The 24,083-nt window shown below is 38.8% G+C and carries 24 protein-coding genes; 18 read left to right on the top strand and 6 right to left on the bottom strand.

Annotation, left to right across the window (positions count from 1 at the left end; translation table 11 throughout):
- The first annotated feature begins 169 nt into the window (after positions 1-169).
- Both MUG87_RS02625 and MUG87_RS02620 read left to right on the top strand, forming a co-directional pair.
- Positions 170-1,336: a DHH family phosphoesterase gene (locus MUG87_RS02625; RefSeq protein ID WP_247085263.1), complete on the top strand. Its 1,167-nt coding sequence runs from the start codon at positions 170-172 to the stop codon at positions 1,334-1,336.
- A gap of 4 nt (positions 1,337-1,340) precedes the next feature.
- The gene (locus MUG87_RS02620) at positions 1,341-1,607 is read left to right on the top strand and encodes a hypothetical protein (protein WP_247085261.1); all 267 of its coding nucleotides are present in this window, start codon (positions 1,341-1,343) and stop codon (positions 1,605-1,607) included.
- Positions 1,608-1,671: 64 nt separating this feature from the next.
- Here MUG87_RS02620 and MUG87_RS02615 read toward each other — a convergent pair whose 3' ends face one another.
- The gene (locus tag MUG87_RS02615) at positions 1,672-1,995 is read right to left on the bottom strand and encodes an iron-sulfur cluster biosynthesis family protein (RefSeq protein WP_247085259.1); all 324 of its coding nucleotides are present in this window, start codon (positions 1,993-1,995) and stop codon (positions 1,672-1,674) included.
- A gap of 160 nt (positions 1,996-2,155) precedes the next feature.
- Between MUG87_RS02615 and MUG87_RS02610 the strand changes: the two genes are divergently transcribed.
- The 4 genes from MUG87_RS02610 to MUG87_RS02595 all read left to right on the top strand — a co-directional run bounded on the left by MUG87_RS02610 (position 2,156) and on the right by MUG87_RS02595 (position 7,118).
- Positions 2,156-3,682, top strand: a complete 1,527-nt coding sequence (locus MUG87_RS02610) for a hypothetical protein (protein ID WP_247085257.1) — start codon at positions 2,156-2,158, stop codon at positions 3,680-3,682.
- A gap of 73 nt (positions 3,683-3,755) precedes the next feature.
- Positions 3,756-4,148, top strand: a complete 393-nt coding sequence (locus tag MUG87_RS02605) for a cytosolic protein (protein WP_247085255.1) — start codon at positions 3,756-3,758, stop codon at positions 4,146-4,148.
- 336 nt (positions 4,149-4,484) lie between these two features.
- Positions 4,485-5,456 (top strand): BMP family lipoprotein, encoded by a 972-nt coding sequence (locus MUG87_RS02600; RefSeq protein WP_247087463.1) that lies wholly within the window; start codon positions 4,485-4,487, stop codon positions 5,454-5,456.
- 12 nt (positions 5,457-5,468) lie between these two features.
- Positions 5,469-7,118: a methyl-accepting chemotaxis protein gene (locus MUG87_RS02595; RefSeq protein ID WP_247085253.1), complete on the top strand. Its 1,650-nt coding sequence runs from the start codon at positions 5,469-5,471 to the stop codon at positions 7,116-7,118.
- Positions 7,119-7,144: 26 nt separating this feature from the next.
- On the opposite strand, the gene MUG87_RS02590 is transcribed toward MUG87_RS02595, so the two are convergent.
- Entirely contained in the window at positions 7,145-7,387 is a 243-nt protein-coding gene (locus MUG87_RS02590) for a DNA alkylation repair protein (protein WP_247085251.1), read from the bottom strand.
- Positions 7,388-7,777: 390 nt separating this feature from the next.
- Between MUG87_RS02590 and MUG87_RS02585 the strand changes: the two genes are divergently transcribed.
- On the top strand, positions 7,778-9,700 hold the full coding sequence (locus MUG87_RS02585) for an endonuclease MutS2 (protein WP_247085249.1): 1,923 nt from the start codon (positions 7,778-7,780) through the stop codon (positions 9,698-9,700).
- Between the two features lie 48 nt (positions 9,701-9,748).
- On the opposite strand, the gene MUG87_RS02580 is transcribed toward MUG87_RS02585, so the two are convergent.
- Positions 9,749-10,951, bottom strand: a complete 1,203-nt coding sequence (locus tag MUG87_RS02580; RefSeq protein ID WP_247085247.1) for an MFS transporter — start codon at positions 10,949-10,951, stop codon at positions 9,749-9,751.
- A gap of 199 nt (positions 10,952-11,150) precedes the next feature.
- On the opposite strand from MUG87_RS02580, the gene MUG87_RS02575 reads away from it, so the two are divergent.
- The 3 genes from MUG87_RS02575 to MUG87_RS02565 are packed head-to-tail and all read left to right on the top strand — an operon-like array spanning position 11,151 to position 14,443.
- Entirely contained in the window at positions 11,151-13,655 is a 2,505-nt protein-coding gene (locus tag MUG87_RS02575) for a U32 family peptidase (protein WP_247087461.1), read from the top strand.
- Between the two features lie 40 nt (positions 13,656-13,695).
- Positions 13,696-13,881: a hypothetical protein gene (locus tag MUG87_RS02570; RefSeq protein ID WP_124564700.1), complete on the top strand. Its 186-nt coding sequence runs from the start codon at positions 13,696-13,698 to the stop codon at positions 13,879-13,881.
- A gap of 1 nt (position 13,882) precedes the next feature.
- Positions 13,883-14,443, top strand: a complete 561-nt coding sequence (locus tag MUG87_RS02565; protein WP_247085245.1) for a mismatch-specific DNA-glycosylase — start codon at positions 13,883-13,885, stop codon at positions 14,441-14,443.
- Positions 14,444-14,451: 8 nt separating this feature from the next.
- Here MUG87_RS02565 and MUG87_RS02560 read toward each other — a convergent pair whose 3' ends face one another.
- Positions 14,452-14,772: a hypothetical protein gene (locus tag MUG87_RS02560; RefSeq protein WP_247085243.1), complete on the bottom strand. Its 321-nt coding sequence runs from the start codon at positions 14,770-14,772 to the stop codon at positions 14,452-14,454.
- Between the two features lie 339 nt (positions 14,773-15,111).
- Positions 15,112-15,939: an oxidoreductase gene (locus tag MUG87_RS02555; protein WP_247085241.1), complete on the bottom strand. Its 828-nt coding sequence runs from the start codon at positions 15,937-15,939 to the stop codon at positions 15,112-15,114.
- 331 nt (positions 15,940-16,270) lie between these two features.
- Here MUG87_RS02555 and MUG87_RS02550 point away from each other — a divergent pair, with 331 nt between their 5' ends.
- Both MUG87_RS02550 and MUG87_RS02545 read left to right on the top strand, forming a co-directional pair.
- Entirely contained in the window at positions 16,271-17,062 is a 792-nt protein-coding gene (locus tag MUG87_RS02550) for an alpha/beta fold hydrolase (RefSeq protein WP_247085239.1), read from the top strand.
- Positions 17,063-17,240: 178 nt separating this feature from the next.
- Entirely contained in the window at positions 17,241-18,086 is an 846-nt protein-coding gene (locus tag MUG87_RS02545) for a chemotaxis protein (RefSeq protein ID WP_247085237.1), read from the top strand.
- Positions 18,087-18,111: 25 nt separating this feature from the next.
- Here the strand turns inward: MUG87_RS02545 and MUG87_RS02540 are convergent, their stop codons facing one another.
- Positions 18,112-18,873, bottom strand: coding sequence for a DUF1836 domain-containing protein (locus MUG87_RS02540; RefSeq protein WP_247085235.1), 762 nt, complete (start codon positions 18,871-18,873; stop codon positions 18,112-18,114).
- A gap of 301 nt (positions 18,874-19,174) precedes the next feature.
- Between MUG87_RS02540 and MUG87_RS02535 the strand changes: the two genes are divergently transcribed.
- From MUG87_RS02535 to MUG87_RS02510, 6 genes are all read left to right on the top strand, one after another.
- A complete protein-coding gene (locus MUG87_RS02535) occupies positions 19,175-19,609 on the top strand; it encodes a hypothetical protein (RefSeq protein ID WP_247085234.1) in 435 nt (144 codons plus the stop codon).
- Complete coding sequence (locus MUG87_RS02530; RefSeq protein ID WP_247085232.1) at positions 19,597-19,887, top strand: YxcD family protein; 291 nt, start codon at positions 19,597-19,599, stop codon at positions 19,885-19,887. The genes MUG87_RS02535 and MUG87_RS02530 overlap by 13 nt, the downstream gene beginning before the upstream one ends.
- A 139-nt stretch (positions 19,888-20,026) precedes the next feature.
- A complete protein-coding gene (locus MUG87_RS02525; RefSeq protein ID WP_247085230.1) occupies positions 20,027-20,704 on the top strand; it encodes a response regulator transcription factor in 678 nt (225 codons plus the stop codon).
- Positions 20,701-22,080, top strand: coding sequence for a sensor histidine kinase (locus MUG87_RS02520; RefSeq protein WP_247085228.1), 1,380 nt, complete (start codon positions 20,701-20,703; stop codon positions 22,078-22,080). The genes MUG87_RS02525 and MUG87_RS02520 overlap by 4 nt, the downstream gene beginning before the upstream one ends.
- A 148-nt stretch (positions 22,081-22,228) precedes the next feature.
- Positions 22,229-23,329 (top strand): ABC transporter permease, encoded by a 1,101-nt coding sequence (locus tag MUG87_RS02515; RefSeq protein ID WP_247085226.1) that lies wholly within the window; start codon positions 22,229-22,231, stop codon positions 23,327-23,329.
- The gene (locus MUG87_RS02510) at positions 23,326-24,000 is read left to right on the top strand and encodes an ABC transporter ATP-binding protein (RefSeq protein WP_247085224.1); all 675 of its coding nucleotides are present in this window, start codon (positions 23,326-23,328) and stop codon (positions 23,998-24,000) included. The genes MUG87_RS02515 and MUG87_RS02510 overlap by 4 nt, the downstream gene beginning before the upstream one ends.
- Positions 24,001-24,083 lie beyond the last annotated feature (83 nt).

Raw genomic sequence — 24,083 nt, 5'->3', positions numbered from 1 at the left:
TGTTTTTTGTAGATTGCGCATGTGTATTCCTCCTTTGATGTTATACTTCTTAATAGTAGCAAAATTCTAAAATATTACAATGCGCTTGAGTAAGAAACCTATATTTCACTCATACTATACGAAATACTATCTACTCTAGACAACAGCACACATAAAGGAGCACATGGATATGCATGTTTTATTTACTCATAATGATTTAGACGGCGTAGGGTGTGGCATTTTAGCAAAATGTGCGTTCGGTGACGAAGCTGACGTGCGTTATCATTCTGTTTCTTCTTTAAATCCAGCTATAGAGAGCTTTTTAGAGAAACGCCATGATACCAAATATGTATTCATTACTGACTTAGCGGTGGACGAAGAAAATGAACGAACACTGCAGGCATGGTTTCAAGAAGGGGGAAAAGTACAATTAATTGACCACCATAAGAGCGCACTACATTTAGATCAACAGAAATGGGCACAAGTAACAGTTTCCTATGAAGATGGTAGATTAACATCAGCTACGTCTCTATTTTATGACCATTTAATCAAGAAAAACTTACTTATTGAAAATGAAGCACTCAAAGAATTTGTAGAATTGGTTCGGCAATATGATACGTGGGAATGGGAAAAGAACGAAAATGATAAGGCAAAGCAATTAAATGATTTATTATATTTAACTTCAATTGAAGATTTTACGGACAGTATGATTCATCGTCTACAAACTGAGCCTGGTTTTGCATTCACGGCGTTTGAAGAAAAACTTCTTGCGTTGGAAGATGAAAAAATCCAGCGTTATTTACGTAAGAAAAAGCGAGAATTGGCACAAATTCATGTGCAAGAACACTGTGTTGGTGTTGTTCATGCAGAGTCTTACCATTCTGAGTTAGGAAATATCCTTGGTAAGGAACATCCTCATATGGACTACATCGCTATATTAAATATGGGCGGCAAGCGGGTCGGATTTCGTACCATACACGATCATGTGGATGTGTCACAGGTAGCGCATACGTTTGGCGGCGGGGGACATGCAAAGGCTGCTGGTTGTTCGTTGACAGAAGAAGCGTATCATACGTATGTAACAACTGCATTTCAAGTAGAGCCGTTACGTGCGGACAGCGAAGAAAATGTATATAATATAAAAGAATCAAAGGAAGGCACATTGTACGAATCTGTAAAGGGCGATTATTACTATGTATTTCCTATAGAAGAAAGTTGGTGTATTCGGCATGAGAAATCACGCACAACCGTTAAGACATTTGCAGAAGCGGAGCGTTTCTTAAAGCGTCATCATGCTTGCCGTTTGGTAGAAGATGAACGGTTTGTTTTGTTTTTACAGCAAGAAGCAAGGGAGTGAGACGTTGGGAGAGTTATTATTACAAGCATGGTTAAGAGAAGATTTACATAAACAGGGCTATGTAGGTGAAGACTTGGAATGGCAATTCAATCGCCGTATGAGACATATTCCAAAGTCACTACAAGAACTGGCAGAAGAAGCGCTGTTTCGGCAATCAGCAAAATTGCCTTTACAGTTGTATATCGACTCCTTGCGTGATAAAGAAGAGCATGTACAACTTAAGAGAGATACGTTATCTCGTTTTTTGCAAGAAGCCAAGCAACAAAGATAAAAAGTGTCCCACAGGACACTTTTTATCTTTGTCTGTTCCCATGCAATTCTAGGAAAGAAGTGGTTTAACAATACTCATTTGGGACTGGTTTTACTTTTTGTACAGATAGTCCGTATCCTAATGTTTCGTTTGGTGTGTATAAACGGAAACCTGTTCCATAGTCAATAATCAGCGTGTCACCAATATATTCTTTTGCATAGGTGTTCATTTGAATGTATAGGAGGTTTTCCTCATATACAACCTCCTCGGGAACTAACTCATCCCATACTAGATCTAAATTGACAATTGCACTACAACCGCCGCCTGGTGTAATATGCACACGAACTATAGCTGTATCACGCAATGCATGAAATGCTGCTTTTGCTTTTTCAGTAATTTTAACATCCATATCAACACCTCTAATCTCTTAAATACATCCATTATAGCTCATTTTGAGGAAGCTTTCCTCTCATGTGCACCTGATAATAACAACATAAATCATTTATAAACTTTTCTGAATATTGATTTAATTGTATAATGGAAAATACATCCATGAAGGAGGAGGAGTTATGAATAAAAAAGCTATCTTGATTCCTGTTTGCTTACTAATATGTATATTTTCATTATTGTACTATGAACATATCAAAATACAGACCGCTTTACCGAGTAAAGATTGGAGTCGCTCATTTTTTATAAATTTGCAGTCGGACATGCCTCTTAATGCTTTTGTCAGATCTGATTCGGATTATCATGTGTACACATTACAAAAAAATAATGTACTTCACACTGTACTGAATGAAAATATGGATATTAAGACGCAATATGTAGTTAATGTCCGGGCATCATTCAACTCCAGGCTATGGGGAAAAGATGAAGACATTATGTATATTCACAATGGGGAATTACAATTTTCAAATGGAAAAGATGTGCGTACCATTGCACAAGACGTTGTTAATTTTAGATCTCTACCTGAATCTGTTCTATATTGGAAAGAGAAGGAACTCTACGAAGTAAAGTCAGACGGACCCCCCCGTCTACTTACTACATTTAATTATAAAATTAAAGATGTAGTTTTAGAGCCAAATGGACAGTCTGTACTGGTTGTGTTAGAAAATGAACAGGTAGAATCACAACTTATGCTGGTAACACAAGATGGTCAAGTACAGACATTGCCAAGCCTGACAATGAGCGGCACAGAAAAGGTAGAAGAATTTCAGTTTGTTAGAGAGGGAAATGACCTTCAAATTTTTTATGTTACGCTAAGTCTTGCACAGGGAATAAAAACGTATCGAGCTTACGAATGGAACGTAACTAGTGGTACAAAACAAGCCGAACAACGCCCCGTTCCTCTTCAATTATATTCAAAAGAAGGTATTGAATTCAGCAACCCGCGTTATTTGCAAGTGCGTAAGGAAGAAGAGCTTACGCTTTTATTTACAGCGTTTGGACAAACAGCAGCAAAAGAAGAAAACTTTAATGTATATGAAGCAAAAAAACAAGGAGGAAAGTGGGTTTCTCAGCGTATCAGTACTACAGATGGTGTCGCTTCTTATCCAATTCGTTTCTCAGACAAAGAAGTCATGTGGACTGCGTTTTCTGGAAAGACGTATACAATGGCGTATGCAAGTCAAGACCGGGATCTGATTGACCGTAGCGAACAAATCGTGGCAGATGATTGGAAAGATGCAATGTACGGGACGTTCACGTCTTTATTTAGCGGTATAATCATGATGCTTTTATCTATCTCCTGGCTAATTATTCCTACTATTTTATACGTAATCGTGTATTTCTTTCGCACTGATGAGCTTGAACAAAATAAGTTAAAGTGGATAGATATTACACTAATTGGCTTATATACGCTTTCTCAATTTGTCTTCTTTGCAAAAGTGTTTAAGAAGGACAGCTTGTATTATGCACCTGATTATTTAACGTTCACAGGTAGTAATATCATTTTACCAATTGCGTTAGGATTAGTTGTTTGGGTACTGATGAAGTGGGTAAAAGGAGATGAATGGAGCAGTTTACAGCGTTTTTCTTATTATGCGAGCGTAAATATTGTAGCGTTGTCATTTTTATTCGGGCCTTTTATGCTGTAGTTTAGGTGAAATTACGTGTGAAATCATGGGTTTTGGTTTATGCTAGATACGTACATATTATGGAGGTGACAGCATGAAAACATTTACCGTTCATTTTCACAAAGATGATCAAGTGCAAGCAATGAATGTCCAAAAGCTGACAGAAGAAGATTTTCATAAGGTAACCGAAGGCGGGACACGTCATTTGTTTGAACTAGACACAAATGTGGGTTTCTTTGTATATTTTGACGCACAAGATAGCTTAGGCAAAGAATCCTACCTCGTTTTACATTATGAGGAAGACAATGAAGATCCAACAGCTTGCTATTCCTTTGAACTCAAAGACTTTTATCAATTCACGGCTCTGTATTTAAATGACCTAGAGTTCAATGAAGAAGCTGATGAAGATGATGATCATTATGGACCGGTGCATCACTTAGCGCATTTGATGTATCACATTGTTGAAGATGGAAATAAAGTCGAATAAAAAACCGAGCATATGCTCGGTTTTTTATTTTGTAGATTGTATGTCTTTTTTTATGCTTTCAATAAAAAGCTCAACAAAATAGGGGTCCCATTGAAGTAATTTATTCATTGTGACCTCCTGTTACAAGTGATAGTCTTTATTTTAAATATAAAGATTAACAAATTTAATTGCTATATAATTATAAAAACTACTTAATAAAAAAATCATTGAAAAAACAAAAATGTGTGTTATTTTATATATAAAGATATATAGTGAATATTTTAAGCTATTAGATTCACAACAATGATATGCACCTATGCATATCATTGTTTGTTTTAAAAGGGAGTGGGGATATTGATGAAAAAGTCACTTATTGTTGCAATGTGTACAGCTACTTTATTTGGCTGTTCAGAAACAAAAGTAACAACACAGGAACAAAAACCATCTATCGGCATTATGTTATCAGATGTAGGACTTGGTGATCAATCTTTTTCGGACTCTGCGTTCAAAGGGTTAGAACGTGCGCGTGATGAACTTGATGTTGCATTTGATTATCGTGAGATTAGCGATACGAAAAGCTATGAAGCAGGATTAGAAGAACTGGTAAAAGAAGATCATGAACTAGTGGTCGGTCTTGGTTTCGTAATGCAGGAACCGATTGAAAAAGTAGCTAAAAAGAATCCAAAACAACAGTTTTTGCTTGTAGATGCTGTTTCAGAGCTACCCAATGTACATAGTGTGACTTTTAAGGAAAATGAAGGTTCATACCTGATTGGTATATTGGCTGGGATGAAAACGAAAACAAACAAAGTTGGTTTTATTGGTGGTATGGACGTACCGCTTATTAATAAGTTTTTAGCTGGATTTAAACAAGGTGTAATGTCCGTTAATCCGAATGCTGAAATTACAGTGGCTTATGCCAATAATTTTGGTGACGATACGGTTGGAAAAAGCATTGCTAACAATATGATTGATAGTGGTGTGGATTTTATTTATCCAGCTGCTGGTTTAACAGGAGTAGGGTCGATTCAAGCGGCACAGGAACGCAATGTATATGCCTTCGGCGTAGATAGCGATCAATTTTATATAGCAGAACGTGCGGTAGTATCGTCTATGTTAAAAAAGATAGATGTAGCTATATATGAAGTTGCCAAACAACTTGAACATGATGGGAAAGTCTCTAAGAAAAATCTGGAATTTGGAATTCAAGAAAAAGGTGTTGGTATTGCACCAGTGCGCATCTTACCGCTAACGGAAACAGAGCAAACAGCACTTCAAAACGCGACAAAAGACATTGCAAGCGGTACGAAGCAGGTAGATGAAAAATAGGAGGAATGCAACATGAAAATCCGAAATAAATTGCTGCTACTCTCGTTGTTACCACTTGTGTTTGCTTGTGGCATTATCTTTTTTATTGTTGTGCAAATGAACGATATACGAGCGACTACTTCTTCTGATGTGAAAAACTTGGTGGAAGTCGAAAAGCTGGACGGGGCCCTATTAACAGTTCAAACGGCATTAAGTAATTACTATTTTAGTACGTCAGCAGCAAATGCCGAAGATGTAAAAAACCGCATAGAAAGAGTGACACAAAGCATACAGGTATTGAAGAAAAATATTGTAATGGAAGAACAACATAAAGAACTGCAAAAAATTGAAAAAAAGCTAACAATACTTTCAACTAAAACCACAAAGTTGATTGAAGCTAAAGATGCAACAGAAGCAAAAGTACAATCTATTCGAGTGAAAGGCATTCAAAACGATGTACACACACTAAAGCGCATTACTTCACAAAATTATGAGGCGGCACAAGTAATATTGCAGAATGAGGTGCAGTTTATTCGGTTGTTTGCACTGATTGCATCTATAGTATTATTGGTTGCAGCAGGATTACTGGTTTCATATCAAGCAAATCGCTTATCAAAAGCCATGCACAAACTTGCTACTACTGCAAAAGCAATTGCAGATGGAGACTTAACAGTTCAACTGCCAGAAACAAAGACGCAGGATGAAATTGGCGTGCTACATCGCTCCTTCTCTAAAATGATTATCAATATTCGTGATGTGCTAGCGTCTGTACATCAAACAGCTAATCATGTTGCTGCATCGGCAGAAGAATTAGGTGCAAGTGCTGATGAGACGAGTAAAGGTGCACAGCAAATCGCTGGTGCCATGCAAAGTATTTCTTCTGGTGCAGAACAACAGACAAACATTGCAGCAGCGAGTGAACAATTCGTTTTACAAACTGTACAAGCTGTTGTGGAGGTCGCAGATGGTGCAAGAGAATTAGAACAAGTCACAACCATGACAAAGCAGCAAGCGCAGGAAGGGCAAGCATTTGTAACAGAAACCGTTCAACAAATGAATTTCATTCATGAGTCTGTACGTGCAACGGATGCATCTATTCATCTACTCAATCACAAATCGCAAGAAATTGGAAATATTATTGATATGATTACCCAAATTGCGAAACAAACCAATCTACTCGCGCTCAACGCGGCAATTGAGGCCGCTCGTGCTGGAGAGACAGGAAAAGGATTTGCTATTGTTGCAGAAGAAGTGCGAAAATTAGCAGAACAAACATCTCATTCTGCTAATCAGATTCGCTATATTATTCAAGAAGTACAGTTGGAAACGCATGTTTCTGTAGAGGCTGTACAAGATACAAAAGAAAAGGTAGAAAGCGGTATTGTCATTGCAAGTGAAACCGCACAGAAGTTTGAACAAATCGTACTTGCACTTAATCATGCGGCTGATCGAGTCCAATATATGAACACGCTATCTGACCAAATTTCTATCAGTACACAAAAAACAGCGACTTCTGTTCACGATATGGGGGCGGTTGCAAAAGAAGCGAATAGTAATACAACACAAATCGCCGCAGCTTCAGGAGAACAACTTTTAGCCATGGAAGAGATTCGTTTATCCGCAGACTCTTTAACAAAAGTGGCAGAACAACTACAGGGACTTGTTTGGAAATTTAAAATGTAAAAAAGCGCTCAATTTAGGCGCTTTTTTCATTGTTTATGAACTTGTGCCATTTTAACAAACATATCCATATTTTCGTTCAATCCGCATACAGCACATTGTACACGATAATCTGGCCCTTGATAGGACATATGAAAAGGTCCTGCATCTTCAGCAAATTCCTGTTCAACGCTGCCGGATTGCGGATTGAGTTTTACTTGTTTTACTTGCTGCGCAATTAAATTAAAACGCGTTCGGTTTGTCTTACAGGCCGGACAAAGTAAAGGTTCCATGATATCACCTCCTGTTTTTAGCTTGACATAAATGGGAATTCTTATACAGAAGAGATATGTACACCTATTGCAAAAAAATACAAATGCGATATACTAAAAGAGAATTACATTATAAGCATGTAAAGGAGACTATGTATATGTTAGGTGCCGTTCTTAACTAACCGTAATTTCATACGGTCAATTGCAAGCTTACCTATCTTAAAAAAACGACAAGATTAGGTTTATTTAGCTATGCCTGCGATTGATAGTTAAGAACGATAGTCATAGCATCCGAACCATTGTGTCCTTTTCGGCTGTGCGCTTTCGCACAGCCTTTTTGTATAGGCATAAGTGTATCTGCGCAATGAACTAAGTTCATTGCGCTTTTTTATAAAAAAGGAGGAAAAAACATTGAATATAGACACCTTTACGGTCTTAGGTTTACATCACATTAAAGAAGAAGTAGCTCATCATGCCATAACTGATTTGGGTAAGGCGCAGGTGCGTGCCTTGGGTCCCCACACAAATTTAAAACAAATTCGTGCGTTGCTAGATGAGATAACCGAAGCGAAACGCATCTTGGAAAAAAGCACCAGCGTACCAATTCATGGTTTAAACGGGATGGATCATTTACTGAAAAGCTTGAACAAAGGGATATCTCTTCGCCCAGATCAATTAGTGGGATTATACGATTTCTTAGATTGCTGTCGTAAACTGAAGCGTTTTATGGAAGACAAGGTACACATTGCACCGCGTGTAGCATCTTACGTGTATGGTATTGAGGAGTTGCCGCATTTAGCCGAGGAGATCTATCGTTGTATTCGGAATGGGATGATAGATGATTACGCGAGTAAATCTCTTGAAAAGGTTCGAAAACAAATCCGAACCCACGAAGAACGTTTGAAAGAAAAAATCCAACAACTTCTCAAGAAATACAAAACGTACTTACAAGAAAGCATTGTAAGTGAGCGAGATGGACGCTATGTACTTGCGCTCAAAAAAGAACACAAAGGTAAAGTGAGTGGAGCAATCCTTGATGTATCTGCATCTGGTTCTACTGTATATATAGAGCCAGATGAATTAACGCGTGGGCAGGAGCAACTGCTTTTATTACGTGTGGAAGAGGAAATAGAATGTCAACGTATTTTGAGCTATTTGACAGGGCTTGTAGAAGAACAAGAACCTTCTATCCACTTGGCTGTAGAAACGATGGTGCATTACGATGTACTGTTTGCCAAAGCCAAATATAGCCGTGCAATTGGAGGACGTAGTGTAGAAGTGAACGAATCTCATTATATTTCCTTGAAAGCGGGTCGTCATCCTTTACTAGGTGAGAAAGCTGTACCCCTTACCGTTGAAATGGGAGAAAACTATCATGCCTTAGTTATTACAGGACCTAATACCGGTGGTAAAACGGTGACAATTAAAACGGTCGGTTTATTAACACTAATGGTGCAATGTGGTTTACATGTTCCCGTTGAAGAAGGAAGTCATATTGCTGTTTTTCAACATATTTGGGTAGATATTGGTGATGGGCAGAGCATTGAGCAAAACTTAAGTACGTTCAGTTCACGCATTGTCAATATTATTCAAATTTTAAAGCAAACAAACGACCGAAGCCTTGTATTACTTGATGAGCTGGGTTCAGGAACAGACCCTGGCGAAGGAATGGGTCTCGCAACAGTAATTTTACAGGAGCTGTACAAAAAAGGAGCTACCTTGCTTGCAACGACGCATTATAGTGAAATTAAAGATTTTGCAAATCAGCAGGAAGGCTTTATTAACGGTTCTATGGAGTTTGATTTACAAACATTACGTCCTACGTATCGACTACTAATCGGAAAGGGCGGGGACAGTCAGGCATTTGCAATTGCATTGCGTCTTGGTATGCATCCAAAGCTGATCACAGCGGCACATATGATTACGTATAAAGAAGAGAAAGAATATGAAACAGTCGCAGAGACTTCTGCTCAAAAAGAAATGGATAAACAATTAGCAACGAACCGATATATCAAACGACATCGTGAAGGAAAAGAAAAGCAAATTCATGTACCAACATTTGTCATAGGTGATAATGTGCAAATTACCGAGACAGGCGAGTTTGGAATTGTTTATCAAGGTCCGGATGATACAGGTAATTATGTTGTGCAGGTCAAGGGTGAAAAGCGAATGTATAATCATAAGCGGCTAAAGTTGTACATTGCTGCTGCTGAATTATATCCGGAAGATTACGACTTTGCGATTATTTTTGATACAAAGGAGAATCGTAAAAAACAGCGTATAATGGAAAAACGCCATGTGGACGGCTTAACAATTGAAAGAGAAGAAGAATAAACAACCCGCAACTGCGGGTTGTTTTGTTAGATTGTATGAAAGGTTCCGTTAAGAGGATTGCGACTCTTTTGCTTCCAAAGACATAGCTTTTGGTCTAGATAGTAGTAAAAACAAAATCAGAAGCGAAACTAGACCGAAGATTAGCACCATATACTGCAGACCGATTGTGTCTAAAAATAAGCCTGTGGCCAGTAAGACGATTTGAAACATCACGCGCTCAAACATATTGCGAAAAGAAAACAAGCGTCCATGGTAGGTTTTTGCAATTTTAGTTTGGAAAACAGTTGAAGCAACGGGGAAAAATCCACCTACACCAAGACCAAAAATTATAAAGGAGACAAGCGACATCCATTTGATATCGCTAAAAAATAATGAAAGATGTGCAAATGCAATAATAAAACTGTACGTATACATCAAGCGCTGCGGAGAAGTCCGTTTAGACGCATATTTAACAAAAAAAGCACCTAACATAAATGCAACACCTTCCACAGTATATAACAAACCTTTGATTGCCGGATCTTTCTGCATTTCGCTAATGTTAATCACCATCAAGTTAAATCCACCGATAAACAAAAGGGGAATAATGTTGAGAACTAACGTATTAAATGCAACAGGAACTTCTTTTAAAATGCGAAATACCTCAGTAAATCCTGCTTTTTGATTGGTTGCATTTTTGGAGGGCTGTACAGGCGTATCTTGAAATTCTAACAGATATGTCGAAGCAAATAAAAGCGCATATGCTAGCATAGAAAATCCATACATATACTCAAGACTTAACACAACAAGCAAAACGCCGCCAATGGAAGTACCGGCAATTCTAGCAATCGTGGCGACATTCATGTGCATACCATTCATTTGTAAGAGATCTTGATCACGTACGACAAGAGGAATGACTGCTTGTAAAGCCGGAAAGTAAAAAGCAGCTGAAATTTGAATCGCAACCATGAATAATACCATGTACCAAACATTATCAAAGTGCAGGGCAAGAAACATAAATACAACACTTACTACGCGTCCAAATCCTGCATATAATAAAATCTTTTTCTTAGAAGCTTGGTCAATTAATCTTCCAGCTAGCGGGCCAACCATAACGCCTGCCAACAATCCTGCAAACATAATTAAAGATTTCATGAAGTCTGACGGAATATGTCGCTGCATAAACTCTAAATTACCGATAATGCCTAGCCATAAGCCAATACCTGCAATAAATTCACCCATTAAGATAATCCAAACGTTTTTATTTTTCCACATAAGATGTCCTCTGCCTTTTAGTTTATATGATGTATTAATTACCTAATGAAATAAAAAAGAAACCATCATATCAATTTAAACTGTCCATCATAAAGGTGTCAAGAATATTATGAAAATATGAGATTTTTTCGATTATTATGGTTTTATTCCGTGTATACTGTATGTGGACGTACTTACAAGTAAGGAAGGATGGAGAATGATGAAACGAATCACAAGACATACAGTAGAATTATTAGCGCCTGCAGGGAATTGGGAATGTCTACGAGCGGCCGTTGCAAACGGAGCAGATGCGGTATTCTTTGGGGTAGAAAAATTCAATGCGCGTGTACGTGCTAAAAATTTCCAAATAGATGAGCTACCAGCCATTATGGCATATCTACATACATATAATGTGAGAGGCTATGTAACATTCAATATTTTGGTCTTTGAAAACGAATTAGAAGATGCAAAATCTTTGGTGGAGGCCTGCATCGATGCGGGAGTTGATGCTTTAATTGTACAAGATGTTGGGCTTGTAAAACTCATTCGGGATATCTCTCCTGATTTTCCGATTCACGGCTCTACTCAAATGACCATTACTTCACCAGAAGCGGTGGACTTTTTAAAGCCCTATGATTTAGAAGTCGTTGTACTTGGGCGAGAAAATAACCTAAAGCAAATTAAAACAATAGCAGAAAAAACAGATATGCCACTTGAAGTGTTTGTACACGGCGCATTATGCGTATCTTATTCCGGTCAATGCTTGACCTCCGAGATGTGGGGAGGTAGATCGGCCAATCGAGGCGAATGTGCACAGGCTTGCCGATTGCCATATGATTTAATGGTGGACGGAGAACGCAAGGATATGGGGAATATTACATATCTATTGTCCCCAAAGGATTTGGCAGCTATCGATCTTATTCCTGATTTAGTTAAGGCTGGTGTTTCTTCTTTTAAAATTGAAGGGCGTTTAAAGTCACCGGAATATGTAGCAAACGTGGTCAGTAAGTATCGAAAGGCAATTGATGAATGTCTAGAAGGACGAACCTATATACCATCTAAAGCAGAAATGAGAGAACTTGAACAAAGCTTTAGTCGTGGTTTGACACATGGATTTTTAACGGGCACCAATCATAAGCAATTGCTCGATGGTACGTATCCAAAGAGTCGCGGTGTATTTCTAGGAAGGGTAAAGAAGGTGCTTCGCGATGGCGTTATATGTGAATTAGAAGCCCCGCTAAAGCGAGGTGATGGAATTGTGTTTGATGCAGGTCGCCCTGAGCAAAAAGAAGAAGGTGGGCGGGTATACGACCTTCGTAAAAATGGTAGCAAAATAGAGGGTGAGGCTATAAGCGGCATCATCGAGATTATACCAGGACGTACGGATGTAAATCTAAAAAAAGTACGCGTTGGCGACCGGATTTGGAAAACAAGTGATCAAGAGTTATCCAAACGCTTACAAAAAACCTTTGAAACAGAACAAGCCCACCATTTGTTTCCACTCACAATAGAAGCATACGGTAAAGTTGGCAAGCCCCTTATCTCTATATGGCGAGATACGATAACAGGTAGCTCAGTAACAATACAATCTAAAGAGCCATTGCAACAAGCAATCAAACGTCCGTTGACAAGCGGTTATTTATTTGAACAATGGGGTCGATTGGGAGGAACTATTTTTGAACTTCACGATGTCAAATTACACGTAAATGGTGATGTGATTCTTCCTGTAAAAGAGCTCAACAAAATGCGCAGGGAAGCAATAGAGCAATTATTACAGCTCCGTAAAACACCATATGTGTACCAAAAAAGAGAGGTCGTATATCCTGTTGTACGTAAGTCTGTTATATCAGATAAACCATCACTCATCGCGCTATGTCGTACGATGGAACAAATTGAAGCAGCCTCTTTAACAGATATTGATTATATTTACGCAGATTTTGAATTTACAACGGACTATCCAAAGGCAGTAGCAGCGGCACGAGGTCAAGGAAAGTTAATTGCACTTGCTACGCCGCGTATTCATATGCCAGGTGAAAATGGCATTTTAAATGGGATTGTACGTGCAGAGCCGGACGCTATTCTAGTAAGAAGCTTAGGCGCTGTTCAATATTATACAAAACAGCATGTAAGCATCCCACTAATCGGTGACTTCTCATTAAATATTGCTAATCACCTTGCAGCTGATTTATTTTTGGCGCGCGGTTTACAACGCGTGACGCCTTCGTATGATTTAAATATTCAACAAGTTATGGATATGCTTGAAAAATCGCAAACAGATAAAATGGAGCTTGTGATACATCAACATTTGCCGATGTTTCATACAGAACACTGTGTATACTGCACCTTCCTGAGTAACGGCACTGATTTTACCAATTGTGGACGTCCATGCGAAACACATCGTGTTTCTTTACAAGATCGAATTGGCATGCAGCATCCTGTGCGTGTTGATATCGGTTGCCGCAATACTGTTTATAATGCCATTGAACAATCGGGCGCTGAATATATTCCGCATTTTCTAGAGCAAGGTGTTCGTCATTATCGCGTTGAATTTTTGGAAGAAAGCGGAGACAAAGTACAAGAAGTTATTCACTTATACCGAGAAGCTCTTATTGGCAAACGAACTGGTACCAGTGTATGGCGCTCATTAAAGGCGACTAATCAGCTTGGTGTCACAAGAGGACAACTCATCAAAAAAGAAAATGTGAGTCGAACAAATGTGCAATAAAACCCGCAAATGCGGGTTTTATCTTATATAGGGGGATTCTATGAAAAAGAACCGTTTTCATTGCTGTGCAACTTGTGTGCATTTTGCTGTAGTGAAATCAACAAATATTGGATACATCTGTACCAGATTGCAATACGAAACGAAACCGGACTATGTATTCAATTGTTGGGATCCAAGATCTGCTGTACAAAAATTGATTAAAAAAGAAGATAAAGAAAGAGGATAAAATGAAAGAAGCCTTTGAAGAAAAATGGTTACCTACTTATATTAAACCCAATATTACCGTATTGTTTTGTGGCATTAACCCTGGTCGTATTTCAGCTACCACAGGATATCATTACGCAAATCCGGCAAATTTATTTTGGCGTGGGCTGTTTGAAGGTGGACTTACTCCGTATCAACTCAAGCCCCAGGAAACAGCACAGCTCCTTCGCTGGAATTACGGTATTACAGATCTGGTAGCTCGCCCAACTAGATCATCCGGCGATTTACACACGCAAGATTACAAGATGGGTGCAATTGACTTTCAGCTTCTTGTTATCACGTACAAACCCAAAGTGATTTGTTTTAACGGCATCACCGCTTTTCGACATGCAACAGGAAAAAAGAAAGAGAAGATAAAACTTGGTATACAAAACGGTTTATTTTTTGGAAATGAATCATGGGAAGGGTGTTATGTGTTTGTAATTCCATCTACAAGTGGTGCTAATGCTAGCTTTTCTAGAGATGAAAGACTTGCGATGTTCAGAAGGCTACATGATTTCCTAAAAGAAAAAGGGTGGCAATAAGCCCCCTTTTATTCGGAAATAATCTCGTATTCTTCATCTTCTAAAAGCAAAATTTTAAAACGCTTTTCTTTTGTTGTAACAGCAATTACATCATAGGCACCTAAATGTTTTGTTTTGTTTGGAGAAGCATTGAGCATCCCTTCAACGGAATCAATTAAAATATCTTCCTCCATATACGCAGGGGGAATTGTCATTTCTTCTGTTTCCAGTACACAGCTGTACATTGTTGCAAGTAGCTCAGGTGAAGGATTTTCTTCTTGCACATCAATAATCTCTTTAATACTCTCAAAGTGTTCTTCTTTTGGTTGGTAAACTCGGATTTTCGCCATAGAAATTCTCCTTTATGTATCAAACTCTTTGCTATTATAACGCGAATGTTTCCAAAAATTCAAATGACAAGGAAAATACAGGTTTACTTGCCAAGAACCTGCTATCGGCAAATAAGAATAACGGAGCTATAATATAATTACCTCTCTGACAAATTTACACGCGGAACAGGGTCAGGTCCTGACGGAAGCAGCTCACCGGCGTAAACTGTGCAGAGTTTTTTTGTTTGTACGCAGTATATGACGAATGAGTACATAATATGTAAAAACAAATCATAGAATTTGTCTGGTTTTAGCAGACTTTGCGCTTGCCGAGGAAATAATAAGAAACGGGAAATTTCCTTATTTCAATTGACGATAGACGAGTTTTTCCCATATGCGCCAAGGTAGTATCTTTTTTATCCATATCGTCAGAGAAACACCTTTTCCTACTCCATAACGTAAGGACGGATCTGTTGTTTCTATAATACGTATAATTTTTTGTGCGACTTCTAAAGGATTTCCAAATGACGAACTTCCTGCAGAAATGTGTTGCTCCAATCGTTGCATGTACGTATAATACGGTGAATCTGGCTGTGAAGGTGAAACTTCACGACCGGAAGACCAAATATTGGTTTGAAAAGACCCGGGTTCTATTAAGACAACGTGAATACCAAATGGCCTAAGCTCCAAACGCAAGCTTTCACTCCAACCCTCTAAAGCGTGCTTGGACGCAACATAGGGGGATAAACCGGGAAAACCAATGAGTCCACTGATACTGCTCATATTGATAATATAGCCACTCTGTCTTTTTCTCATTAGTGGCAGCACAGCTTGTGTGACAGAAATAGCACCAAAGAAATTGGTTTCGAATTGTTTTTTATAAGAAGCGATGGATATCTCTTCTGTAAAGCCTGCCATAGCAAACCCAGCATTGTTTACAAGTACATCTACTCGGTGTAGCTGTCTTACATAAGATTCCCACTGTTTTAAAGATGTCTCACAGGCCACGTCCAATTCGTAGAGAACAATCTTAACATTTTGTAAGTTAGCCTGCTCTAAAAGCGCAGCGCCTTTTTCTATAGTTCTTACTGTTGCAATAACATGAAATCCTTTTTTGGCTAACTCTAACGCAGTTAAAAAACCAAACCCACTTGAAGCTCCCGTTACAATCGCAACCTTTCGATCCATCCATTTGCCCCCATTCGCTTTCTTTCTAACTATGCAGTTTAATTGACACATCAATCAACTACCGCTTTTCTATTGGTGATGATAAAGCCCGATGATGTTAATTGACACTTATTAATGGGAGTGAGACTCCTGCGGAAAAAGCAAGTCAAAGAGAGACCCGGCAGGCACACAGCACTGAGGCTGCTCCCTAACTGCCCAGGAAAAGCCCTCCGTAATAGAAATCAGCACCTTTTTATTTATACTATATATCATATCTTATTTTCACTAGAACTTCCCTACTAAAACATGTAGAATGATAGATACATGCAACGTATGAGAGCGGGGGATATGAATGCTATATTATCGAACTTACACAACAGAACAGCAAAGCCCTTGGGTCGTATTTATTCATGGAGCAGGCGGCAGTTCGTCCATTTGGTATAAACAGGTGAAAGAGTTTAAAAAATACTTTAATGTATTATTAATAGATTTAAGAGGTCACGGTAAATCGCAAAAAGGTAGTTGGAAAAAAGGAGATACGTTTGTGCAGATAGCTGATGAGGTGATACAAGTGTTGAATCACCTACATATTAAAAGTGCGCACTTTGTAGGTATTTCTCTTGGAACAATTGTTATTCAAACGATGGCACATAAGTACCCAGAGCGCATCCGCTCCATGGTTTTAGGAGGGGCTGTCGTCACTCTAAATTTCCGTACAAGTTTTTTGCTTTCAGTAGGTCATGTTGGCAAGTATATTATGCCTTATATGTGGTTATATCGCTTATTTGCGTGGATTATTATGCCAAAGCGAAGTCACACAGAATCAAGGCATGCTTTTGTTAGACAAGCAGCCAAGATGTGTCAAAAGGAGTTTATTCGGTGGTTTTCACTGACGAAAGCCGTGCAGCCATTTTTAAAAAAGCTACAAACAGACTTTTTCGGCATTCCTACACTTTTTGTAATGGGAGAAGAAGACTATTTATTTCGCACACCTGTGAAAGCACTTGTACAAGGACAACAAGATGTGAGTCTTATTTGCATTAAAGATGCTGGTCATGTGTGTAATATCGATCAACCAGATCGCTTCAACGAAATATCACTTCGGTTCATTCTACAGCCGCAGCAATGGAAGCGTGCGCAATGAAAAGACTTTTTATGATCATATTATTTGTCACACTTCTAGGATGTGAACGCGATATAAAAGACATATCGTACGGTCCTAATCCAAAACAAGCGATAGATGTCTATGAAACTACCCGTAAATACGTTTTCTTCTTGTGAAGATGTGAGAAATAAATGATACATACTTAGGGGGAATAAGTATGCAAAAGGTGGCTGCTACTATCATTCACGGAATGGGAACACAAAAGCAGGAATATGCAGAAGATATGGTGATGAAGCTACAAAACAGCTTTGCTAAAAAGATTGAACAATGGACAGACAGCGCCGAAACGCAGCTTATTGTGCGTCCTGTGTATTGGGCAGACATCTTTACGCCCAAAGAAGAGGAATTATACGAGAAACTTGTGGTTCGTCATAAACTTCGCTATAAAACGTTACGCCGTTTTTTGATGCAATACTTGGCGGATGCTATTGCATATCAACCTGTGTCAGATGGCTCTCATAACTATGAACGAATTCATATGAGAATTGGTGATACACTGCACGCACTTTCAGAACTAGCAGGGGAACGTGCACCGCTTTGTGTGATTTCTCATAGCCTCGGCTCGGCTGTTGCAAGCAATTACTTTTATGATTTGCAAAAAAATTGCACGAATTCAGTAGTATGTCCAAGCTCCCCGCTGGAGCGAGGAGATACACTCGCTTTGTTTTATACCATGGGGACTACTCTTTCACTGTGGAGTCTTCGCTATTATAACTTTGACCGCCCGGTTAATATCCCAGCTGCTGCTTTGGCTGATTTATATCCAAAGGTACATGGGGAGTGGATTAATTTTTATGACAAGGATGATATGATGTCCTATCCGCTCCGAGATGTAAATGAGAGCTACAAGCGTGCTGTCACAGCGGACAAGCCCGTTAATGTGGGAAACCTCTTAACAAGCTGGAATCCTTTGTCGCATGCGGGTTATTTTCGCGATCCAGATATTATTGATACAGTAACCGATGGTTTGGCGCGCGTATGGAGACAAGTAAATCGTATATAAAAAACACACCATATCGGTGTGTTTTTTATATATCCTGGGAAAGTTGCATATTTTGCAAAAAAAGCGTGGCAGATAAATAACGCTTGGCCATCATTTGAAAATAAGCAGTATGAACGGATAAAGTAGCAATAATAATCACATTCCGAATGGCCTCGCGCTGTGTTTCGGTTGTATTTGGAAAAGACACAGCCAGTTCTGCTGCTTTAGCTTTAATGGTCTCTTCAATACATGCAATGGTACTTTTGTCTGTTTCTATATATACCTTATCGTCATGTGTAAGCTCTTCGAACAAAGATGAGTATGCTTCGTACAAAAAAATAGGATTAATTAAATCATCATCTCTGTTATCCGGATCATTCACAATTAATTGAAGCAATTTACGAATCGATTCAAAATCAAGAGCAGTTTTTAAATCCTCGACTATAAATAAGAGTGCCACTTGCTCCAGTGCGTATTTTTTACCACGTTGAGGTGTACTAACCATCTCCTTTACATCGCGCTTTACCCAGTTTTGTAACGCAGTAAGAGAAAAATTTGTATTTTCAATTTGATTGCCGAGCGCTGAGATTTCCGTCAATGAAAAACCAATGTCCTGTTCTTTTGTTCGCATGATTTTTTCTAATACCGGAGATAATGTAGCCCCCGCTAGAAGAGAATCAATTGCTTCTTCTTTATGTATACGGCGCCAGGCTTCTTGCATAATCGTCAATGGCTGTTTTTCGTGCCAGCCTTTTAATGACAACAGTAAGTGTGCCATTTCTTTTCTAGTGAGAAGAAAGGTAATCATAAACGTTTCTCCATTTCTTTTAAGTTCTTATGAACTTATCATAGTTTGCGTACAGCTGAAAGTCAATTGTGACATACAAAAGATAATAAAAAAATGAAGCGTATTATGTAACAGATACACTCATGCAAGTAGTGATGATGAAGGTCATATGAAAAGTAGATATGAATATAGCAAATTATACTTGATTTCTTTTCTGTAAGTTCATATAATAGGTTCATAGGAACTTAAAACGAGCTGTTATTTGAAAACTTTTCTTGTTTTAAGATGGACAAGCTAAATACATCATAAGGAGAACATTCACATGCGTAACAAAATAATGGCAATGATTACAGCGTTTGCACTTACATTTGTGGCTCTTAGTTTCACAACAGTAGATTATGCTGCAGCAAAGGGCTATAAATCGGGGAAACGTTCATTTACACCAAGTCAAAACCAAACGGTTCCGACAAATAAAAGCCAAAACTCTAATATTAAGCAAACAACACCTTCTAAGCCAACTCCATCGGTTACAACCAAACCCAAAAGCAAAGCGGGGAGCTTCGCCAAAGGTTTGTTACTTGGTGGTCTTGGAGGTTTATTGTTAGGTAGTTTATTTGCAGGACTTGGTCCAATCGGAACAGTCTTAGCGTTTATGATAAATATGATGTTATTTGCAGGTATCATTATGATTGCAGCCAAGCTATTTAAAGCGTATAAGAAAAAACGTCAGAAAGAGCGTGAAGCATGGAAGCAGTAAAAATTTCTGAGCAAGAAATTATTAATGCATTATGCATGTATATTGCAGATAAAAGACAAGTAGCGCCTACAGATGTTTTAGCTGAACTGATGTATGACGATGAATATGGGTTTTCAGCAGAGGTGGAAGTAAACGGTCGCACACAAATTTTAATTAAGGCGAATTTAATCGAAGCACTTCGTTTATGGTTAGAGGAACGTGGGCTAGACCCATTTGCAGCTCGTTTGCAACTGGAGCTTCATGAGGACGAGGGTATTATCGCCATTGCGACATTTTAAGAAGAGCATATGCTCTTCTTTTTTTGTATGGTTTTGTTCATCTTCTATTCATAAAGATGTTGTACCATAGAAACAATGATGTGCTATCTTTGTAAAGGACATGCTAATACTAGCATGGATGGAATAGGGAGTGAAATGAATGATACACATATTGATTGCAGATGATGATATACATATTCGTAAGCTAATGCGTCATTATTTACAGCAAGAAGGCTATCTTTTACTAGAAGCGGAAGACGGTGCCGTTGCTTCACACCTCTTAGAAACGGAAACTATTCACTTAGCTATCGTTGATATTATGATGCCCCATAAAAATGGGTATGAGTTATGCGCAGAAATTCGAAGTCATTTTGATATACCCGTTATCATTTTGTCAGCCAAAGAACAGCTCCTTGATAAAGAGCGGGGATTTTTAGCGGGAACAGACGATTATTTGGTAAAGCCGTTCGAGCCAAAAGAGTTGCTATTTCGGGTAAAAGCATTGTTGCGGCGTTATCAACTTGTACATGCAGATACTATTACAGTTGGAGATACGTTAATTGATCGAAGAAGTTATGAAGTACGATGCGGAGGAAGTACCATCTTATTGCCGCTCAAAGAATTCGAGCTTTTGGCACAACTTGCGAGTAACCCAGGACGGACGTTCACGCGTGAGCAGTTAATTGATTTGATTTGGGGAATAGACTTTGAAGGAGATGCTCGTACCGTCGATGTACATGTGAAACGTTTACGGGAACGCTTTTCTAATCGAACACATGCATTTATGATCTCTACTGTTCGGGGAGTAGGCTATAAATTAGAGGTGAAGGCCTTTTGAAGACATTATATATTCGCTTTGTGTTAACGGCTATCTGTATTTTAATTAGTAGCAGTTTACTCGCTTTTTTTCTAGCCAACGCGTATTATCAAGTGTATTTAAAACCATTCAATGACAAAAAAATCACTAAAATTGCCGAAGAAACTGCAGCGTTTGCGTCTACTCTCCCCAGTATCTCCCTGTCTGACTATCTCAAGACTGTTGCTCATTCAGGTTATCAAATTCATATAACAAATGAGCGAGGACAAGATGCTTACTATGGTAGTGCGTTTAAAACTAAATACCTGCCACACACTGTCGTTGCAACTGTATTAGACGGACAAGTGTATCATGGTATTAAGAATTTTCCAAAGCGTTTGTTCATTACTGGTTTTTTTGATGATGAATTAATTAATACCATCGGTGTTCCCTTTGAGATAGATGGCAACAAATATGCCTTGTTTATTCGTCCCGATGTCGAATTGCAGTTTGGAGAAATGCGCATCTTTTTTGCGCAATTACTGGTACTGAGCTTGATTTTGACAGTGCTGTTCATCTTCATTGGCACACGATATATTGTAAGACCTATTCAAATTTTAACGAAAGCAACGACGAAAATTGCCCAAGGAGATTATGATATACAGCTTGCAGTTGATCGGAAGGATGAAATTGGAACATTAGCAACATCATTTGAACGTATGACAGAAAGTATCCAACGTTTAGAAGAGATGCGACAAGAATTTGTTGCAAATGTTTCTCATGAAATTCAGTCGCCACTCACTTCTATTCAGGGCTTTTCACATGCTTTGCGCACGGAGCATGTAACGGAAGAAGAACGAAAACAATATGCTGCTATTATAGAGGAAGAAAGCCGGCGCATGTCTGTTATGAGTAAGCAATTGCTCCTTTTAGCTTCTTTGGATAAAGAGCGCGATATATTGGAGTGGACGACGTTTGATATAGGAGAACAAATTCAACAAATTATTCATGCTGCCGCCTGGTCTTGGCGTGAAAAAGAATTGGGAATTGAGATGGATGTGCCATCTACATATATAAAAGGTGACAAGCGCTTTTTGCATCAGGTCTGGCTCAATCTGATTCAAAACAGCATTAAGTTTACAGAATCAGGTGGCACAATTTTCATATCGGTTCGTATGATGGACAAAGCTGCTATTCAAGTAACGATACAAGATACAGGGCAGGGAATCCATGAAGAGGATATGCCTTATATATTTGATCGATATTATAAAGGTGATAAAGCTCGAACAAGAAAAGAAAGTGGAAGTGGGCTAGGTCTTTCCATCGTGAAGAAAATTATCTATCTACATAAAGGAACGATTACAGTACAAAGCGAGGTAGGAAAAGGTACTGTCTTCCAAGTTATACTTCCACGCTGAAAGCGGGACAAAGCGGCCAAGGTCGTGTTGTCCCGTTTTTTAGTGATTTTATCAAACGTAAATAGTTGTTCACATTGTGTTCATGTTCTTTTTTTACCATGTTCTTGTAGAGAAGTTACCTACAAACAAGGAAATGGAGTTGAATGAGATGTTTTTAGCAATAAGAGAATTAAGGCACGGAAAATTTCGCTATCTGTTAATTGGATGTATTATGCTGCTTGTCTCATGGCTGACGTTCATTGTATCGGGATTGGCGAATGGTCTTGCCCTGGATAACGCATCTGCTATGAAAAATATAAAGGGAGATTATGTACTTCTACAAAAACAAGCAGAGCAAAAGCTTGCTAGGTCCGTACTCCCACCCACTTTATTAGAGGAAGTGCAGCAGCATGCGAAACAAGCCGCCCCATTAACACAAACCACTCTAACACTAACGACAGAGAAACAAAACAAGAAAATCGATGTTACTGTTTTTGGGACAGAGGCAGACAGTATACTGATGCCCACAGTCACAGAAGGAAAAAGTTTAGGGCAGGTTAGCAAACAAGAGGTCATTGCTGATGTATCCTTAAAAGAAAACGGCGTTAAAATTGGTGATATATTAAAAAACGAGGATAGTGGGATCCAAGTCAAGATCATCGGATTTGCAAAAGGACAGATGTTTAGTCATATGCCCGTTTTGTATACAGATAATGAAAGCTTCCAAAACTTAATGAAGCTTACTGGAAAACAAACGAAGCCTTCTTATAATGCAATTGTTATAGAGGGAACTCCTAATATAAAGAAAACCTTGGAAACAAAGATTTCAGATGTAGAGGTGATAACAAAGGAAGAGGCAACCAACGGTATTCCTGGCTATAAGGAAGAACAGGGATCACTTACCATGATGATCACATTTCTGGTCATTATTGCAGCATTTGTACAAGCGGTGTTCTTTTACGTAATTACACTGCAAAAAACAAATCAGTTCGGCATATTAAAAGCAATTGGCGCCAAAACCTCTTACTTAGCAAAAAATTTGATTGGTCAGGTTCTTTTACTTGCGAGCGGAGCTGTAATCGTGAGCATTCTTCTTACTTTTGGAACGAGCGCCTTACTTCCAGCTAGTATACCGTTTGAGCTGAACGGCAGCATGCTACTTCAGTATTCTGGGCTGCTCATCACTGTAGCGGTAGGCGGGGCTCTATTATCGTTGCGCCGCATTGCAAAAATAGATGCTATTGAAGCGATTGGGAGGATGGAAGTATGACCGATAAACTTGTACTTGAAAACATTAGCAAAGTATATGGGGAAGGTGAAACAGCAGTCACTGCACTGCATGAGGTTTCACTCCGTGTCAAACAAGGAGAATTTGTCGCAGTAATGGGACCTTCAGGTTCTGGAAAAAGCACCTTTTTATCCATTGCAGGTGCCTTGCTGACGCCTTCAGGAGGGACAATAGCAATTAACGGACATGATATCACCCACCTTTCTTCAAACGAGCTACATGATGTTCGTATTCACGATATTGGTTTTGTATTTCAAGCAGCGAATCTAGTTCCGTATCTGCATATATTGGATCAATTATTGCTAGTACCGAGACTGGCAAAAAACATGGGGAAACAAGAGGAGGAAAAAGCAAAGATTTTATTAGAACGTTTAGGGCTTGCACACCGTATACGACATTACCCCGAACACTTGTCAGGAGGAGAACGACAACGTGTGGCTATCGCTCGTGCTTTTATGAACGATCCGGCTATTATTTTAGCAGACGAACCAACCGCAAGTTTGGATTCAAAACGAGGGCGAGAAATCGTCGAGATGTTGGCACAAGAAGTCAAAACAAGAGGAAAAGCGGCTGTGATGGTCACGCATGATGAACGGGTGTTAGATGTATGTGATCGCATTGTGACAATTAAAGATGGTGTTTTATACAACTAATCGTATCAAACAAGAGATGATTTTATCTTGCGAGATGAAGTACAATATATATATATATATAGAAAGAATTCATATGAAAAAGG

It is taken from the genome of Ectobacillus sp. JY-23 (genome assembly GCF_023022965.1).
Lineage (GTDB): Bacteria > Bacillota > Bacilli > Bacillales > Bacillaceae_G > Ectobacillus.
The sequence above is the reverse complement of the archived record's forward strand: the minus strand, read 5'-3'. Positions and strand labels throughout refer to the sequence as shown.

What these genes read in the sequence shown, in the direction of transcription:
- MUG87_RS02625 (WP_247085263.1), top strand. Translation starts at nt 170, where the DNA reads ATGCATGTTTTATTTACTCATAATGATTTAGACGGCGTAGGGTGTGGC.
- MUG87_RS02615 (WP_247085259.1), bottom strand. Translation starts at nt 1,995, where the DNA reads ATGGATGTTAAAATTACTGAAAAAGCAAAAGCAGCATTTCATGCATTG.
- MUG87_RS02610 (WP_247085257.1), top strand. Translation starts at nt 2,156, where the DNA reads ATGAATAAAAAAGCTATCTTGATTCCTGTTTGCTTACTAATATGTATA.
- MUG87_RS02605 (WP_247085255.1), top strand. Translation starts at nt 3,756, where the DNA reads ATGAAAACATTTACCGTTCATTTTCACAAAGATGATCAAGTGCAAGCA.
- MUG87_RS02600 (WP_247087463.1), top strand. Translation starts at nt 4,485, where the DNA reads ATGAAAAAGTCACTTATTGTTGCAATGTGTACAGCTACTTTATTTGGC.
- MUG87_RS02595 (WP_247085253.1), top strand. Translation starts at nt 5,469, where the DNA reads ATGAAAATCCGAAATAAATTGCTGCTACTCTCGTTGTTACCACTTGTG.
- MUG87_RS02590 (WP_247085251.1), bottom strand. Translation starts at nt 7,387, where the DNA reads ATGGAACCTTTACTTTGTCCGGCCTGTAAGACAAACCGAACGCGTTTT.
- MUG87_RS02580 (WP_247085247.1), bottom strand. Translation starts at nt 10,951, where the DNA reads ATGTGGAAAAATAAAAACGTTTGGATTATCTTAATGGGTGAATTTATT.
- MUG87_RS02575 (WP_247087461.1), top strand. Translation starts at nt 11,151, where the DNA reads ATGAAACGAATCACAAGACATACAGTAGAATTATTAGCGCCTGCAGGG.
- MUG87_RS02570 (WP_124564700.1), top strand. Translation starts at nt 13,696, where the DNA reads ATGAAAAAGAACCGTTTTCATTGCTGTGCAACTTGTGTGCATTTTGCT.
- MUG87_RS02565 (WP_247085245.1), top strand. Translation starts at nt 13,883, where the DNA reads ATGAAAGAAGCCTTTGAAGAAAAATGGTTACCTACTTATATTAAACCC.
- MUG87_RS02560 (WP_247085243.1), bottom strand. Translation starts at nt 14,772, where the DNA reads ATGGCGAAAATCCGAGTTTACCAACCAAAAGAAGAACACTTTGAGAGT.
- MUG87_RS02555 (WP_247085241.1), bottom strand. Translation starts at nt 15,939, where the DNA reads ATGGATCGAAAGGTTGCGATTGTAACGGGAGCTTCAAGTGGGTTTGGT.
- MUG87_RS02550 (WP_247085239.1), top strand. Translation starts at nt 16,271, where the DNA reads ATGCTATATTATCGAACTTACACAACAGAACAGCAAAGCCCTTGGGTC.
- MUG87_RS02545 (WP_247085237.1), top strand. Translation starts at nt 17,241, where the DNA reads ATGCAAAAGGTGGCTGCTACTATCATTCACGGAATGGGAACACAAAAG.
- MUG87_RS02540 (WP_247085235.1), bottom strand. Translation starts at nt 18,873, where the DNA reads ATGATTACCTTTCTTCTCACTAGAAAAGAAATGGCACACTTACTGTTG.
- MUG87_RS02535 (WP_247085234.1), top strand. Translation starts at nt 19,175, where the DNA reads ATGCGTAACAAAATAATGGCAATGATTACAGCGTTTGCACTTACATTT.
- MUG87_RS02530 (WP_247085232.1), top strand. Translation starts at nt 19,597, where the DNA reads ATGGAAGCAGTAAAAATTTCTGAGCAAGAAATTATTAATGCATTATGC.
- MUG87_RS02525 (WP_247085230.1), top strand. Translation starts at nt 20,027, where the DNA reads ATGATACACATATTGATTGCAGATGATGATATACATATTCGTAAGCTA.
- MUG87_RS02515 (WP_247085226.1), top strand. Translation starts at nt 22,229, where the DNA reads ATGTTTTTAGCAATAAGAGAATTAAGGCACGGAAAATTTCGCTATCTG.
- MUG87_RS02510 (WP_247085224.1), top strand. Translation starts at nt 23,326, where the DNA reads ATGACCGATAAACTTGTACTTGAAAACATTAGCAAAGTATATGGGGAA.